General features: G+C 67.4%; 13 protein-coding genes and 1 tRNA gene. 3 read left to right on the top strand and 11 right to left on the bottom strand.

All coding sequences use genetic code 11. The features are described from left to right. Positions 1–63: 63 nt before the first annotated feature. The 4 genes from HVO_RS12775 to malQ all read right to left on the bottom strand — a co-directional run bounded on the left by HVO_RS12775 (position 64) and on the right by malQ (position 3891). Positions 64–504 carry a DUF555 domain-containing protein gene (locus HVO_RS12775; protein WP_004041570.1) on the bottom strand — a complete coding sequence of 147 codons (441 nt, stop codon included), beginning with the start codon at positions 502–504 and terminating at the stop codon, positions 64–66. Positions 505–565: 61 nt separating this feature from the next. Then, on the bottom strand, positions 566–1480 hold the full coding sequence (locus HVO_RS12780; protein ID WP_004041571.1) for a DNA-3-methyladenine glycosylase family protein: 915 nt from the start codon (positions 1478–1480) through the stop codon (positions 566–568). A gap of 113 nt (positions 1481–1593) precedes the next feature. Next, on the bottom strand, positions 1594–2334 hold the full coding sequence (locus tag HVO_RS12785; protein WP_004041572.1) for a mechanosensitive ion channel family protein: 741 nt from the start codon (positions 2332–2334) through the stop codon (positions 1594–1596). A 66-nt stretch (positions 2335–2400) separates the two neighbouring features. Further along, complete coding sequence (gene malQ / locus HVO_RS12790) at positions 2401–3891, bottom strand: 4-alpha-glucanotransferase (RefSeq protein ID WP_049914763.1); 1491 nt, start codon at positions 3889–3891, stop codon at positions 2401–2403. Between the two features lie 207 nt (positions 3892–4098). On the opposite strand from malQ, the gene thrS reads away from it, so the two are divergent. After that, positions 4099–6030 (top strand): threonine--tRNA ligase, encoded by a 1932-nt coding sequence (gene thrS, locus HVO_RS12795; RefSeq protein ID WP_004041574.1) that lies wholly within the window; start codon positions 4099–4101, stop codon positions 6028–6030. Positions 6031–6045: 15 nt separating this feature from the next. Here thrS and HVO_RS12800 read toward each other — a convergent pair whose 3' ends face one another. Both HVO_RS12800 and HVO_RS12805 read right to left on the bottom strand, forming a co-directional pair. Continuing rightward, positions 6046–7503: an alpha/beta hydrolase family protein gene (locus HVO_RS12800; RefSeq protein WP_004041575.1), complete on the bottom strand. Its 1458-nt coding sequence runs from the start codon at positions 7501–7503 to the stop codon at positions 6046–6048. Positions 7504–7626: 123 nt separating this feature from the next. Beyond that, positions 7627–8934: an MFS transporter gene (locus tag HVO_RS12805; protein ID WP_004041576.1), complete on the bottom strand. Its 1308-nt coding sequence runs from the start codon at positions 8932–8934 to the stop codon at positions 7627–7629. Between the two features lie 120 nt (positions 8935–9054). Between HVO_RS12805 and HVO_RS12810 the strand changes: the two genes are divergently transcribed. Beyond that, positions 9055–9306, top strand: a complete 252-nt coding sequence (locus tag HVO_RS12810; protein WP_004041577.1) for a hypothetical protein — start codon at positions 9055–9057, stop codon at positions 9304–9306. On the opposite strand, the gene HVO_RS12815 is transcribed toward HVO_RS12810, so the two are convergent. Then, positions 9307–9537: a hypothetical protein gene (locus tag HVO_RS12815; RefSeq protein ID WP_004041578.1), complete on the bottom strand. Its 231-nt coding sequence runs from the start codon at positions 9535–9537 to the stop codon at positions 9307–9309. It abuts the gene before it with no gap. Between the two features lie 116 nt (positions 9538–9653). Continuing rightward, positions 9654–9727: transfer RNA gene (locus HVO_RS12820), tRNA-Lys, on the bottom strand. Positions 9728–9859: 132 nt separating this feature from the next. Between HVO_RS12820 and HVO_RS12825 the strand changes: the two genes are divergently transcribed. Continuing rightward, positions 9860–11317 carry a DHH family phosphoesterase gene (locus HVO_RS12825; protein WP_004041579.1) on the top strand — a complete coding sequence of 486 codons (1458 nt, stop codon included), beginning with the start codon at positions 9860–9862 and terminating at the stop codon, positions 11315–11317. A 4-nt stretch (positions 11318–11321) separates the two neighbouring features. On the opposite strand, the gene HVO_RS12830 is transcribed toward HVO_RS12825, so the two are convergent. From HVO_RS12830 to HVO_RS12840, 3 genes are all read right to left on the bottom strand, one after another. After that, positions 11322–11615 (bottom strand): PRC-barrel domain-containing protein, encoded by a 294-nt coding sequence (locus tag HVO_RS12830; protein WP_004041580.1) that lies wholly within the window; start codon positions 11613–11615, stop codon positions 11322–11324. A 182-nt stretch (positions 11616–11797) separates the two neighbouring features. Beyond that, positions 11798–13999 (bottom strand): LUD domain-containing protein, encoded by a 2202-nt coding sequence (locus HVO_RS12835; protein ID WP_004041581.1) that lies wholly within the window; start codon positions 13997–13999, stop codon positions 11798–11800. Further along, positions 13992–14495, bottom strand: coding sequence for a LutC/YkgG family protein (locus HVO_RS12840; protein WP_004041582.1), 504 nt, complete (start codon positions 14493–14495; stop codon positions 13992–13994). Before HVO_RS12840 ends, HVO_RS12835 begins: the two co-directional genes overlap by 8 nt. Between the last annotated feature and the right edge of the window lie 32 nt (positions 14496–14527).

The following is a 14527-nucleotide window of genomic DNA, read 5'->3' on the forward strand; positions in this document are numbered from 1 at the left end:
CGCGAGCAGAAACTGTGACCGGGGTTGCGGCGTCGCCGCAGCGACGACGATAGAACCGACGCCTCAGCGGCCGTCGACGAGGTCGTCGAAGTCGACGAGCGTTTCGTCGGGGTCAGATGCACCGGTTTCGGTTCGGGTGCCGCCCTCGCCATCGGTCTCGACCGACTCGTGGTCGACGCGGTCGACGGACAGCACTTTCAGCGGGATGTTTTCGAGGCGTTGGCCGATTTCCTTGCGCGCGATGCGCGAGGCGTGTTCCTCCTGTTCGACGTTGAAGACGGTCATCTCCAGTTCGAGGGCGACGAGCGCCTCGTCCGCGGCGATAAAGGCGGGGGGAAACTCCTCGCCGCCGGGCGAGGTGCGCGCGCCCATGCTAATCTCGACGTACTTCAGGTCGGGATTGAGCATCTCGCCGGTCTTCGAGATGGCGATACGAATCGCCTCGTCGACGGTCTCCACGTCGTACACCGGGACCGCGGCCTCGACGACGACTCTGCAGTCCATGGGTACGAGGAGGTTGTGTGCCGAAGGCTATCAACCTTCTTGCCAGTCCGTCTCGTTGCGCTCACTCCCCGCCTGAGCGAAGGTAGTGAAACACGTACGTCTGGGTGTAGCCGGCGTAGCGACCGCCGAGGCGCTCGCGGATGGCCCGCGAGGTGTCGGCGTAGTTCCCCCGGTCGCAGTCGGGGTAATGTTCCTCGATGGCCGACCGAATCCACGTGTCGAGCGGGACGGCTTCGAGGTAGTCGAGCGAGAACAACAAGACGCAGTCCGCGACCTTGTCACCGACGCCGACGAACGTCGTCAGGAACTCGCGGGCGTCCTCGTAGTCGCGGCCGCGGGCCTCGGCGGGTGTCGCCTCGCCCGTGGCGACCATCTCGGCCGTCCGCCGGACGTACGGCGCGCGGTAGCCGAGGCTGAGGTCGCGCAGTTCGTCTTCGGTGGCTTCGGCCAGTCGCTCGGGGGTCGGGTACGCGAAGTACGTCTCGCCGTCGAACTCGACGCGCTCGCCGTAGGTCTCTCTGAGCCGCGACTGCATCCCGAAGATGCGGGAGACGCGCATCTGCGCCGAGCAGATGAACGAGACGAGACAGCCGAACGGCGGGTCGCGGACGAGTCGCATCCCCGGGTACGCCTCGTAGGCCCGCCGGACCAGCGGTTCGTCGGGCATCTCCGAGACGATGGCGTCGAGGTCGTCGTCGAGGCGGAGCAAGTGGGTGAGAAGCGGGACGGCGTCGACGTTGGACTCCCATTCCAGCGCGCCGTCGGTCTGGCGGACCCTGACGACGGCGGACTCGTCGGAGACGCCGTCGAGCGGCGGGACGACCGTCTGGTACCACGCGTCGCCGCCGTGGGCCGCGTCGCGCTCGTACATCCGGCCGTCGGGGCGGTCCCAGAGGTACGACTGGCCGCTTTCCAGCGTCGATTGGAGGTCGAACGCTCCGTCGAGGCTCCCGAGGTCGATGACACCCGTCTCCATCGCTTCGACGTTGGGCGCGGGGGATTTGCGGGTTTCGATGCCGGCGGGCGAGGCGGGGTGGCGACGAGGCGGGGGGCGACGAGCGAGGCGCGCCGCGTCGGGCCGCGTCGCGCTCAGCGGTTGCGGCTCACCGGGAAGCTGACGCGGTCCGGGTGGTCGGCCAGTCGGTCGAGGATGCGCTCGTACAGCCGGTTTTTGACGCGCTGGGCGCGTGTCGGCGGGACGAGCACGCGGAGTCGGAAGACGACCCACGACTCCACCTGTGCGACGTTGACGGTCGGACCGTCGGCCACGTCCAAGAGGAGTCGGCGGACGAACGGGAGGTCCGTCTCGTAGGACACCTGCACGGGTATCTCGGTCCAGACGCGGTCGAACAGCGCGCCGTAGTTGACGACCTCGGAGGAGAGGACCAGCGAGTTCGGGACGGTGACGGTCCGGCCGGTCGGCTGGTTCGACGCGAGGGGGCCGCCGGTCTCCCAGAGCGTCGTGACGAGGAAGTCGATTTCGGCCACGTCGCCGGGGACCGAGCCGATGTTGACGCGGTCACCGACCGCGTAGGGGCGGCTCACGAGGATGTAAAACCAGCCGATGAAGGAGAGAATCGGCTGTTGGAGCGCGAAGGTGACGGCGAAGCCGATGACGCCGAAGGAGACCAACACGCCGAGCCACTGGTCCGTGAACGCCCCGAGGACGCCGGCGAGCGCGACCGCGGCGGCCGACAGCCCGGTCGAGAGAGACAGGTCGGCGTTGGGTACGTCGAACTCCGAAAGCGGGGTCGTCGCGCGGACGAGCGCCGAGAGGACCGCGGCGAGAAGCCCGGCGGCGAACGCGCCGAGGCCGAGGCGGCGAGACATACCGTTGCCGTCGGGTGGGCGATTGAAAAAGGTGCAGTCGAGCCGAGGCGAGAGTCGCCGGCCGCTTCAGTTGCGGATGTGGAGGTCCGTGAGGCTCGCGAGGCGGTCAGCGACGCCGTCGTCGAGGCCTTCGCGGGTGACGCGCCACTCCCAGTTTCCGGTCTGCGTGCCGGGGGTGTTGAACCGGGCGTCGGAGCCGAGGCCGAGGAGGTCCTGCGTGGTTGTGAACGCGAGGACGGACGCGGAGTTCCAGACGGCGTCGATGATAGACCAGTGAATCTCCGAGCCGTCCGCGCCGATGTTGTAGTGAAGGCAGTCGCGGGTGCGGTCGTCGAGGTCGCGGTAGTAGCCGACGAACGTGTCGGTGTCGTGGGTCGAGGTGTAGGCGACGGAGCTCTCCGGGTAGTGCATCGGCTGGTACATGTCGCCCTCGCGGCACCAGTCGGCGTACTGCGGGACGCGCATGCCGGGGAAGGCGAACCGGTCGCGGAGGTCGACGAGCGAGGCGTCGAGGAAGCCGAGGTCCTCGACGACGAACGGGAGGTCGTCCAGTTCGCGCTCGACCGTCTCGAAGAAGTCGTGGCCGGGCGCGTCGCGCCACTCGCCGTCGCCGGGGTCGTCGGAGTCGGCGTCGATGGCCCAGAACTCGTCGAAGCCTTTGAAGTGGTCGATGCGGGTCACGTCCACGAGGTCGAACAGGCGGCGGAGGCGGTCGAGCCACCAGCCGTAGCCGTCCTCGCGGAGCGTCTCCCAGTCGTACAGCGGGTTGCCCCAGCGCTGGCCGGCGTCGTCCGGGTTCGGCGGGACGCCGGCGACGACGGCGGGTTCGTTCGATTCGGTGAGGTCGAACGCCTCGGGGGCGGCCCACACGTCGGCGCTGTCGAGCGCGACGTAGATGGGGAGGTCGCCGACGAGGGTGATGCCCTTCTCGTCGGCGTAGTCGGCGAGGGCGCGCCACTGCTCGTCGAAGCAGAACTGGACGAACTCGCGGTAGCGAATCTCGTCGGCGTACTCGGCGCGGGCGTCGGCGAGCGCGTCGGGGTCGCGGGTCTTCAACTCGGTCGGCCAGTCTATCCACGCCCGCCGGAACTCGTCTTTCAGGGCGGCGAACAGCGCGTAGTCGTCGAGCCAGCCGGCCTCGCGCTCGCGGAAGGCGTCGAGGGCCGCGCGGTCGTCCTCGGTGGCCTCGGCCTCGAAGCGGTCGAAGGCGGCGCGGAGCCGCGAGCGCTTGTACTCGCCGACGCGCTCGTAGTCGACCGCGAGAGGGTCGAAGTCGGGGACGGGTTCGAGGTCGGCGTCGGTGAGCCACCCGCGGGCTACGAGGTCGGTGAGGTCGATGAGAAGCGGATTGCCGGCGAACGAGGAGGTCGACTGGTACGGCGAGTTCGCCATGGCGGGTTCGGTCGGCCCGAGGGGGCAGAACTGCCACATCGACTGTTCGGCGTCGGCGAGGAAGTCCACGAAAGCGCGCGCGCCGTCGCCGAGGTCGCCGATGCCGTGGGGCCCCGGGACCGAGGTGACGTGCATGAACACCCCGCTCTGTCGAGAAAGTCGCATACCCACAGGGTCCGCGGGCGACCCAATTGGTACTTTGGGTCGAAACGGCGAGCCGACGACGAGGGCGCGACCGCGGGGGCGGGAACCGAGTCAGGCCGCCGACGCCGCCACAGTTGTGCTAGCAAATCGCACGAAACCGGCCGCGAGCGGGCGTCGAACGCGCCCGTCTCAACAACACTTATTCTCCCCCGTCCGTTCCGTGCGCGTATGAGTGATATCGCTGTCATCCTCCCCGACGGGACGGAACTCTCCGTCGAGGAGGGTGCGACGGTGCGAGACGCCGCGTTCGCAATCGGCCCCGGCCTCGGCAAGGACACCGTCGCCGGCGTCGTCGATGGCGAACTCGTGGACAAGGAGACGCCGCTCCACGACGGCGCGGACCTCGTCATCGTCACCGACCAGTCCGACGAGTATCTGGACGTACTCCGCCACTCGGCGGCCCACGTCTTCGCGCAGGCCCTCCAGCGGCTCCACCCCGAGGCCAAGCTAACCATCGGCCCGTGGACGGACGACGGCTTCTACTACGACGTGACGAGCGTCGACCTCGAACAGGAGGACCTCGAAGCCATCGAAGACGAGATGCGCGACATCATCGAGGAGGACCTCGACATCGAGCGCGTCGTCGTCGACCGCGAGGAGGCCCTGGAGAAGTACGCCGACAACCCCTACAAGCGCGACATCCTCGAAGAGGAGGCCGCCGGCGACGACGAGCTCTCGTTCTACCAGCAGGGCGAGTTCGAGGACCTCTGTAAGGGTCCGCACGTCGAATCGACGGGCGAAATCGGCGCGGTCAAGCTCCTCAACATCTCCGCGGCCTACTGGCGCGGCGACGAGGACAACGACACGCTGACGCGGGTGTACGGCACGGCGTTCGAGTCCGAGTCCGACCTCGAAGAGTTCCTCGAGATGCGCGAGGAGGCCAAGGAGCGCGACCACCGGAAGCTCGGCCAGGAGCTGAACCTGTTCGCCATCGACGAGACGACGGGGCCGGGTCTGCCGCTGTACCAGCCCAACGGCAAGCGCATCCTCGACGAACTCGCGGACTACGCGAAACAGCTCAACCTCGACGCGGGCTACGACCCCGTCGAGACGCCCCACCTGTTCCGGACGGAGCTGTGGAAGAAGTCGGGCCACTACGAGAACTACGTGGACGACATGTTCCTCCTCGACGTGAACGACGAGGAGTACGGCCTGAAGCCGATGAACTGCCCCGGTCACGCGACCATCTTCGACCAGCAGTCGTGGTCGTACCGCGACCTGCCGGTGCGCTACTTCGAGGACGGGAAGGTCTACCGGAAGGAACAGCGCGGCGAGCTGTCGGGCCTCTCGCGGGTCTGGTCTTTCACCATCGACGACGGCCACCTGTTCGTCCGCCCCGACCAGATCGAGGACGAAATCAACCTCATCATCGACAACATCCTGACGGTGTTCGACACCTTCGGGCTGGACGCCGAAGTCGCGCTCGCGACGCGCCCCGACAAATCCGTCGGCAGCGACGAAATCTGGGAGCAGGCGGAGACGCAGCTGCGCGCGGTCCTCGACGACAGCGGCATCGACTACGGCATCGAGGCCGGCGACGGCGCGTTCTACGGGCCGAAAATCGACTTCGCGTTCAAGGACGCCCTCGGTCGCAAGTGGGACGGTCCGACGGTCCAGCTCGACTTCAACATGCCCGACCGCTTCGACCTCACCTACACGGGCGAGGACAACGAGGACCACCAGCCGGTGATGATTCACCGCGCGCTCTACGGCAGTTACGAGCGCTTCTTCATGGTCCTCATCGAGCACTTCAACGGCAAGTTCCCGTTCTGGCTCGCGCCCGAGCAGGTCCGCATCCTGCCCATCTCGGACGACCAGATTGGGTACGCGAAGAAGCTCCAGTACGAACTCAACGACTTCCGCGTCGACATCGAGGACCGCTCGTGGACGCTCGGCCGGAAGATTCGCGAGGCTCAGACCGACCGCGTCCCGTACATGGTCATCGTCGGCGGCGACGAGGAAGAAGACGGAACTATCTCCGTCCGCGACCGCAAGGAACGCGAGGCCAAGGACGTGAGCGTCGAGGCGTTCCGCGACCACCTCCGGAGCGAATACGACGAAAAGCGCACGGAACCCGACTTCCTCGCCGACGAGGAGTGAGGTCCGGCAGTCGGCTCAGGCGGTAACTGATTCTCTGTTTCGGCGGTCCCGCGCCGCCGCGTCCAACTCTCGCCGGACCGTCGTTCGGAACGATTCGTCCCTGATGAGGTGTGCGAGCACGCCGAAATGTCCGCAGTCCCACTCGCGGCGGTTCGGCCGCGGGACGCCCCACTCGTCGAGGAGCGCGCGGGCCGTCGAGGCGGGAGCCATCTCGTCGCGGCTGCCGACGAACGAGAAGACGCGTTCGGGCGCGAGACACGGCGTTTTGGGTGGATTCAACAGCGGCGCGAACTCGTGGAGCGCCGCGCCGGTCCAGCCGGCCGCGTCGAGCGCGTCGTCGATGTCGAGCAGTTTCGTGAGGCCGCCCGCGAGGAGCGTCTGGTCGATTGCGCCGGGCATTCCCACGGGGAACAGCAGGTCGGGGCGCATCGACTCGGGCCAGTCGCCGCACCGGCCGCCGACGTGGAGCGCGACGGTCCCGCCGAGGCTGACGCCGCCGACGCCGACAGCCGGCGCGCCCTCGGTCCGCGCCCAGTCGATGAGGACGGCGGTCTCCAGCGCGGCCGCCGAGTAGAGCGTGAACAGGCCGACTGGCGCGCGGGCGATGTAGGGCTCGCCGCTGTATCGACCGAGTAGCTCGCGGCGGCCGTGCCACGGCGCGTCGGGGAGGATGACCCGGTAGCCCTCCGGGACGAGCGCGCGGGCGACAGACTCCTCTTCGGGCCAGTAGGTGAGTTGGTCGTCGAACATCCCCCAGCCGGAGTGGAAGACGAGCGTCGGCAGGTCGACGTCGCCGTCTGTGTTGGCGTCGATGTCGACGGGTTCGTACACCCGCGCGGTCGCCCGGTCGCTGAGGTGCGGCGAGGGCGACCGGAAGCGAAGCAGGTACTCGACGGTTCCCGGCCCGCGGACGGTCGCGGAGCGCTCGACGCGAGGGAACTCCTCGGCCGCGCTGGACTCGACGAAGCCGTAGAGCCGCTCGGGTTCAGCGAGTTCGTGGTGCCAGCGGGTCCGCGCGTCCTCGGGCGGGGGTGTCTCGAACTTCACCGGCGGTACGAGGTGTTCCTTCGAGAGGAAGCCGAAGATGTCGGTCGGTTTGGCCCGCCGTTCCGACACCTCGCGGCGCTCTCGCTCGACGGCGACGCGCTCGTCGGGCGTCGACTCGCCGTCGCCCCAGAAGACGCGCTCCCAGCGGTCCATCGTCTCGTCGTACGCGCCGCGGAGGCGGGCGTACCGCGCGAGGGCGCGTTCGATTCGGTCGTGGAGGTGCGGCGCGGGCGGCGCGCCGACCTCGCGGAGGAACGCTTCCGGGCCCTCCGAGAGCGCCACGTCGGCCGCGGCGCGAGCGCGGACGACGCCGGACTCGCGGGGGAGCGAGCGGGTCTTGAACGCCTCGAACGGGCGCGAGGTCAACAGTCGGCCGGCGGGCGAAGTGAGCAACCGGTGTACCGCCGGGGTTTCGAGGTGGTCCATACCGTGTGATACGAGTGACACGATAATGACCCTAGGCCCGCCTGTCGGGGAATGGGAACGGGCGGGGAGAAGTCCGGCCGGGGCAGAATAAATCAGATACCACGATACAAAACGCACGAAGTCCTACCACGCCGTGAGCGCGTCGGTCCCGTGGGACCACGTCAGGGCCGCGAGGAAGGCGAGGACGCCGGTGATGGCCGTCGCGCCGCCGACGAAGAACACCCACTCCATGCCGACTTCGGCCATGAGATAGCCGCCGAGGAGGGGAGCGACGACGCTGCCGGGTCGCCAGAGGAGTTCGCGGATGCCGAAGCTACTGGCGACGCCCGCGCCGCCGGAGCCCTCGTCGGCGAACAGCGCCATGCTGGCCGGTTCGCGGAGGCTGTCGGCGACGCCGAGCAGACCCGCGAGGCCGACGAGCGGGAGGAACGCGGGCGAGAGCGGGCCGAGGACGGGGAACGCCGCGGGGAGCGCGAGCGCCTCGCCGACCGCGGGCGAGAAGGGGACGGCGAGCGCGATGAGGCCGTAGAGGCCGCCGCCGACGAAGACGAACCGCGCCCGGCCGTAGCCGTCGGAGATGCGGCCGGTGTAGGGCTGGCAGAGCATGTTGGTAAACTTCTCGGCGACGACGGTCGCGGCGACGGCGATGCCGCCGTAGGCGAGACCGCCGGAGGCCGCCGACACGCCGGCGTAGATGGGGACCCACGTCCGAACGAGGGTGACGGCGACGGCGTACTGGACGCGGAACGTCGCCATCGTCAGGATGCGCTCGTTGAGCGCGAGGTCCGTGAACGGAAAGCCGCGAATGCGGGTCTCGTCCGGCGGGAGAAACACCCAGATGGCGACGACGGCGATGGTCAGGAGAATCGTGATGACGATGAAGATGGGCGTGAAGCCGAACAGGTCGTAGAGGATACCGGCGCTGACGCTACCGAGGATGGAGGCCGCGAAGCGGGCGGCGTTCGCCTTCCCGATGTGGTTCGCGCGCGTTCCCTCGCGGGCGAGTTCGCCGACGAGCGCGAGCGACATCAGCCCCGCGCCGGTGACGGCGACGCCCTGTGCGGCCCGCGCGAGGATAAACGAGAGACTGGAGTCGACGAGCGGGAACGCGGCGTAGACGACCGCGCCGAGGCCGACCGTCCCCGCGAGCACGAGGCGTTTGTCGTAGCGGTCGCCGGCCCACGACAAGGGCACGACGGCGACGGTCTGGGCGAGCGTGAAGCCGGTGGTGAACATCCCGATGACGAAGCCACGAGAGAGGGAGAACCCGCCGAGTGCGAGCCCGCCGAGCGCGAGTTCGGGGACGGCGACCGCACCCGGGTCGAGTTCGTTGATGTACTTCGGGAGGAGGGTGACGAGCGTGATGAAGCCGAACCCCCCGGCGAACCGAGTGAGATACAACGTCCAGAATCTGAGACGGGTGCGGTCCATGGGCTGTGTGCGGCCAACCGGCGAAAAGAAGTTCCGGAACCGGCCGTCGCCGCGGACGGCCTAAAGCCCCCGCGAATAACGGCGGTGAGCTTTATCACTCACGACGAGAGATATGTTAGCATGGAGCTGGTGGGTGGAAAGACGGCGGCGAGAGGTGCGGAGACGCGCCTCGTCCGCGTCGAGCGGGAGATGAACGACCACGGCGCGATGACCGTCCGCGTAGTCGAAACCGGAGAACTGCGAACCGTGGTGGGGTGTGCGAGTTCGGGCCTGCGGGAGCGACTCGCCTCGGCGACGACCGAGTCGGAGTTCCCGCTTCGACTCGCGCCGTCGCCGGGCCGCGGGAACTCGTGGGTCGCGCTCGGGCGGTAGTCAGGAGTCGAACAGCAGTTTCGCACCGACCGCGAGACCGCCGAAGAGCGCCACGAGCACCGCGCCCGCGACGACATCGGCCCCGAACAACACCCCGAGGTCCGGGGTGAGCGCGGCGACGAACCGGTCGGCGTCGAAGCGGTCCCCGATGCCCATGGCCAGGCCGAAGACGATGGCGACGAGAAGCGCGATGAAGACGAGGACCAGTTCGGTCCTGTCGCTCTGGTTCATAGTCGGTAGCGTTCGGAGCGGGGCATAAAACACCCGAGGGTGTAAGCGAGTCGGCTATCCGATACGAACGGTCGGGACGGCGCTCCGACTACCGCAGTGAGTCTGAGATGAAGGAATGGGCCGGACGCGATTTGAACACGCGACCGTCTGATTAAGAGTCAGACGCTCTGCCTAACTGAGCTACCGGCCCTTGCAATCTCTCGTAACTGCCGGTGGGTAAAATGACTTTCCTTTCTGCACGACGACGGCAGGGACGCACACGCAAGAAACAACGAACAAACGGTGGGTGTTAAGTGGCGGCCGACCGGAGTAGCGGGCAACGATGAGTGCAGGGGTCAGCATTTCCTCGATGTCTACGTACGCGATACTCGGCTGCGGGAGCGTCGGGCACGCGGTCGCCGAGGAACTGACAGACGAGGGAAAAGACGTCCTCATCCTCGACAAGGACGAAAGCCGCGTCGAAGCCCTGCGCGACCAGGATTTGAACGCGCAGACCACGGACATCGCCGACCCGGAGCTCGCCGACGCCGTCGTCGGACGCGACGTGATTCTCATCCTCTCGTCGGACGTCGAGGCCAACAAGGCCGCCGTCTCGACCATCCGCGACCGCGACGAAGACCAGTTCATCGTCGTCCGCGCTTCGGACCCCGTCTCCGAGGACGAACTGACGAAGCTCGGTGCCGACGTGGTCATCAACCCCTCCGAGGTCATCGCGGACTCCGCGCTCCGAAGCGTCGAGTCCGGCGAACTCGAATACAAGGCCCGCCAACTGGCCGATATCCTGCGCGACACCGACCACGGGATGGCAATCCTCACCCACGACAACCCCGACCCCGACTCGCTCGCCTCGGCGGTCGCCCTCCAAGCCATCGCCCGCGAGTACGACGTCGAGGCCGACATCCTCTACTCGGGCGATATGGGCCATCAGGAGAACCGGGCGTTCGTGAACATCCTCGGCATCGAACTCACCCCGCGGAGTGACTCGAAACCGCTCCAAGAGTACGGCGCGGTCGCGCTCGTCGACCACATGAAGTCGGGAATGCCCGACCTCGGCGATGCCGACATCACGGTCTTTATCGACCACTTCGAACCCGACGACGGCATCGACGCCCGCTTTACCGACGTGCGGCCGAACGTCTCTTCGACCTCGACGATTCTCACGAAGTACATTCAGGAGTTCGACCTCAGCCCATCACAGGCGGTGGCAACGGCGCTCCTCTACGGGATTCGCGCCGAGACGCTCGACTTCAAGCGCGACACGACGCCCGCCGACCTGACCGCGGCGGCGTATCTCTACCCCTTCGCTGACCACGATACCCTGGAGAAAGTGGAGTCGCCGTCGATGTCGCCGGAGACGCTGGACGTGCTCGCCGAGGCCATCCAGAACCGCGACGTACAGGGCTCGCATCTCGTCTCGAACGCGGGGTTCATCCGCGACCGCGACGCGCTGACGCAGGCGGCCCAGCACCTCCTCAATCTGGAGGGCATCACCACGACGGCGGTGTTCGGCATCGCCGACGATACCATCTACCTCGCGGCGCGGTCGAAGGACATCCGCATGAACATCGGGAAGATTCTGAGCGACGCCTTCACCGGCATCGGTGAGGCCGGCGGCCACTCCACGCAGGGGTCGGTCGAGATTCCGCTCGGCATCTTCACGGGCATCGAGTCCAACGACGACAACCGCGACACGCTCTTGCAGCTCACCGAAGAGGCGGTAAAGCGCAAGCTCTTCCGTGCGATGGGCGTCGAGGGCAGCGAGAGCGGAAACGGGAGTTAGAACGTCAGGCGACCAGCGACTCTTCGTCTTCTTCTGGGTTCTTCAGGCGTTCGATGACGTCGTTGATGAGGATGACGTCGCCGACGGCGCGGACCCACCGATACGGGATGAGAACGCCCTTCCCCGGTTCGATCTGGTTACGGAACAGTTCGTCGTTCAGCGCCGTCAGCGCGAGGCCGGTGACCGTCTCGTGGTCCAAGTCGAGGCGGACGTCTTCGACCTCGCCGACGAACACACCGTTGTTCGAGTAGACCTCTCGGCCTACGAGCGTCGTAATCTCTTCGGGCGTCCCGTCCATATCCGCCAACATGGGATGCCGGGTCTTAATTGTTCGTAGCCCGCGAGTCGGGGCGCAGACGCGCGGCAGACGGGCGTCCGACGCCGGCGAGAAATCACCGGACGAAGACGTGTTGTTCGGTTGAGAAGACAGGGAAAGGGCGTCGCGGCCGACGTCCGAGACCGGGGTCGAGACGGGGCGCGTTACCGCCGCGGTGCGACCAGTTGAATCGGGTGTTGCGTCGGCCGGCTGAGGAGCGAATCGAGCTGTTCCAGACAGGAGGTGCCGCTGGCGACGACCGTGCGGTCTCTGTTCTCGTCGGTCTGGAACTGTCCCCGTAGCTCGGAGCCGACATCGACGCTGAGTTCGTAGTACTCGGATTTGTAGCCGAACGAGCCGGCCATGCCGCAGCACTCCACGTCGGAGGTGGCGACGTCGTAGCCGAGGTCCGAGAGGACGGCCTCGGTGTGGCCTTCGAGGCCGAGGGTGCGCTGCTGGCAGTGGCTGTGGTAGGCGATTTCCTCGCCCGCGCCCGCCGACAGCGCGTCGGCGTCAGCGCCGTTGTCCAGCAGGCCGAAGACGTACTCCATGACCTCGTAGCTGGCCTCGGAGATGCGCTCGAAGGACTTCTCGGGGAGGAACTTCTCGTACTCGCTTTGGAACATCGCCAAGTCAGAGGGCTCGATGACGACGATGTCGCGGCCGTCGTCGATGTGCTCGGCGAGGCCGGCGTACACGTCGTGGGCGTGGTCCTCCGCGGTCGCAATCATGCCCTGCGAGAGCGGCGCGCGGCCCGACGAGCGAACGTCGGGGACGACGACGTCGACGCCGAGGGCTTCGAGGGCGCGGACGGCAGCCTTCCCGCGTTCGACCTGCACGTGATTCGTGTACACGTCGGGGTAGAGCACGGCGGTGCGGACCGGGTCGTCGACACGCGAGGTGCGGCTCTCGAACCAGTCTTTCAGCGTCTCGCGCTGGAATTCGGGGAGTTCGCGGCGGGCGTCGATGCCGAGGAACCGCTCCATGAGGTCCCGAGAGACGCCGAGGCCGGCGGCCCAGTTGGAGACCGGGGCGAAGAAGCTCCCGACCTTCGCGGCCGTTTCGAAGTTGCCGAAGAAGCGCTTCTGGAGGCTGACGCCGCCGGGCTCCTCGTCGGGGGTGAGCCCCTCGACGAGCCAGTCGAGTTCGGACACCTCGCCGCGGTTGACCCGGTCGCGGACGACCGTGTTAATCCACGGGATATCGATTTCGACCGGACAGGCGGTGGTGCACCGGCTACAACCGGTACAGAGGTCGTTGAACTCGGCGGCGCTGTCGAGGCCCTCGACGCCGGCCTCCCAGCCGGTGCCGATGCCGCCGGAGTAGGTCTCGCCGCCGAAGGCGTGGCCGCCGACGTGCTGGAAGTTGGCGCAGACGTTGGAACACGCCGAACACCGGATGCAGTAGAGCGTCTCGCGGAGTTGGTCGTCCTCGCGCATGTCGAACCGCCCGTTGTCGATGAGAACGAGGTGGAAATCGCGGTCCGTCTCGGTCTCCGAAAGCGGCGTGTCGGGGGCGTCGAAATCGACGGTTGGCGACTCGACCGGCGGCGTCAGAAGCGAGATGTAGGAGGTGATGTCCTGTCCCGTCCCCGACTTGCCGATGAGTTCGACGAAGGGCCGGAGGTCCTCGACGGTCGGGATGACCTTCTCGACGCCGGCGACCGCGACGTGCGTGTCGGGGACGACAGCCGTCTTCCGGGCGTTGCCCTCGGAGGTGACGAGCGCCATCGTGCCGGTGTCGGCGGTGATGAAGTTCGCGCCGGTCATCCCCACGTCCGCACCCTCAATGAGGTCGCCGAGCTGTTCGCGGGCGAACATGGTGAGTTCCTCCGCGGTTTCGAGGGGCTCGTCGGGCTCGAACGTCTCGTTGAACAGGTCGGCGATAGCGTCCCGCGACTTGTGGATGGCGGGCGCGACGATGTGCGACGGCGACTCGTCTGCGACCTGCAAGACCCACTCGCCGAGGTCGGTCTCGACCACGTCGATGTCGGCGGCTTCGAGGTCCTCGTTGACCTCGATTTCTTCGGATGTCATCGACTTCGACTTGACGACGCGTTCGGCCTCCTTGTCCTCGCAGACCTCGCGGACGTACCGATTCGCGTCGGCCGCGTCGTCGGCGATGTAGAGCGTGCCACCGTTGGATTCGACCGTCTCGCGCAGTTGGTCGATGAGTTCGGGGAGGCGTTCGATGGCGTCTTCCTTGATGGCCCGCGCCTCCGACTTCAGCCCCTCGTAGTCGTCGAGCGACTGGACCGACTCGTAGCGGCCCTCGTTGAATCCGCGGGTGCTCGTGCCGACGGCGTCGCCCTCGGTCTCCATCAGCTGTCGAATCTTCGCCGCCTTGGCCTCGCGCGCCTTACTCATCGAGAATCACCACGTGGACGTCCTTCGGGCCGTGCGCTCCTTTCACCAGCGCGCCCATGTCGGCGGTGGCGCTGGGGCCGGTGGCGATGATGGCCGAGGAGTGGCCCGTGCGGAACTCCTCGCCCAGCCAGTCGAACGCCTCGGGCATTCCGGGGACGATGTCCGACCGCCGGAGAACGGCGATGTGGAGGTCGCCGAACAGGCTCACGGGTTCGATGCCGTCGGGCGTGCCCTGCACGACGACGCTCCCGTAGTCCGCGATACCCAGACCGGCCGCCGTGACGCCCGCGTTCGCCCCGCGGAGGTCCGCGGGGGTTGGGTCGGTGTTCACCCAGTCGGGGAGGTCGACGCCGTCGTACGGGAGTTCCACGCCGACGGCCGGCTCCGGACAGTGTTCTTCGAGTACGTCCGCCAGCCCGTCGGGCGACGCGTGTGTCCAGCCTACTTCGAGTCGTTCGAGCGAGTCCTCGAACGTTGCAACCGTGCCGGTTGACATACGTTGAGCTAGCGCGTTCTACATAATCGTTC

The organism is Haloferax volcanii DS2, assembly GCF_000025685.1.
Lineage (GTDB): Archaea > Halobacteriota > Halobacteria > Halobacteriales > Haloferacaceae > Haloferax > Haloferax volcanii.

Excerpts from the sequence above, each read along its gene's own strand:
- HVO_RS12775 (WP_004041570.1), bottom strand. The coding sequence starts at position 504 with ATGGACTGCAGAGTCGTCGTCGAGGCCGCGGTCCCGGTGTACGACGTG.
- HVO_RS12780 (WP_004041571.1), bottom strand. The coding sequence starts at position 1,480 with ATGGAGACGGGTGTCATCGACCTCGGGAGCCTCGACGGAGCGTTCGAC.
- HVO_RS12785 (WP_004041572.1), bottom strand. The coding sequence starts at position 2,334 with ATGTCTCGCCGCCTCGGCCTCGGCGCGTTCGCCGCCGGGCTTCTCGCC.
- malQ (WP_049914763.1), bottom strand. The coding sequence starts at position 3,891 with ATGCGACTTTCTCGACAGAGCGGGGTGTTCATGCACGTCACCTCGGTC.
- thrS (WP_004041574.1), top strand. The coding sequence starts at position 4,099 with ATGAGTGATATCGCTGTCATCCTCCCCGACGGGACGGAACTCTCCGTC.
- HVO_RS12800 (WP_004041575.1), bottom strand. The coding sequence starts at position 7,503 with ATGGACCACCTCGAAACCCCGGCGGTACACCGGTTGCTCACTTCGCCC.
- HVO_RS12805 (WP_004041576.1), bottom strand. The coding sequence starts at position 8,934 with ATGGACCGCACCCGTCTCAGATTCTGGACGTTGTATCTCACTCGGTTC.
- HVO_RS12810 (WP_004041577.1), top strand. The coding sequence starts at position 9,055 with ATGGAGCTGGTGGGTGGAAAGACGGCGGCGAGAGGTGCGGAGACGCGC.
- HVO_RS12815 (WP_004041578.1), bottom strand. The coding sequence starts at position 9,537 with ATGAACCAGAGCGACAGGACCGAACTGGTCCTCGTCTTCATCGCGCTT.
- HVO_RS12825 (WP_004041579.1), top strand. The coding sequence starts at position 9,860 with ATGAGTGCAGGGGTCAGCATTTCCTCGATGTCTACGTACGCGATACTC.
- HVO_RS12830 (WP_004041580.1), bottom strand. The coding sequence starts at position 11,615 with ATGGACGGGACGCCCGAAGAGATTACGACGCTCGTAGGCCGAGAGGTC.
- HVO_RS12835 (WP_004041581.1), bottom strand. The coding sequence starts at position 13,999 with ATGAGTAAGGCGCGCGAGGCCAAGGCGGCGAAGATTCGACAGCTGATG.
- HVO_RS12840 (WP_004041582.1), bottom strand. The coding sequence starts at position 14,495 with ATGTCAACCGGCACGGTTGCAACGTTCGAGGACTCGCTCGAACGACTC.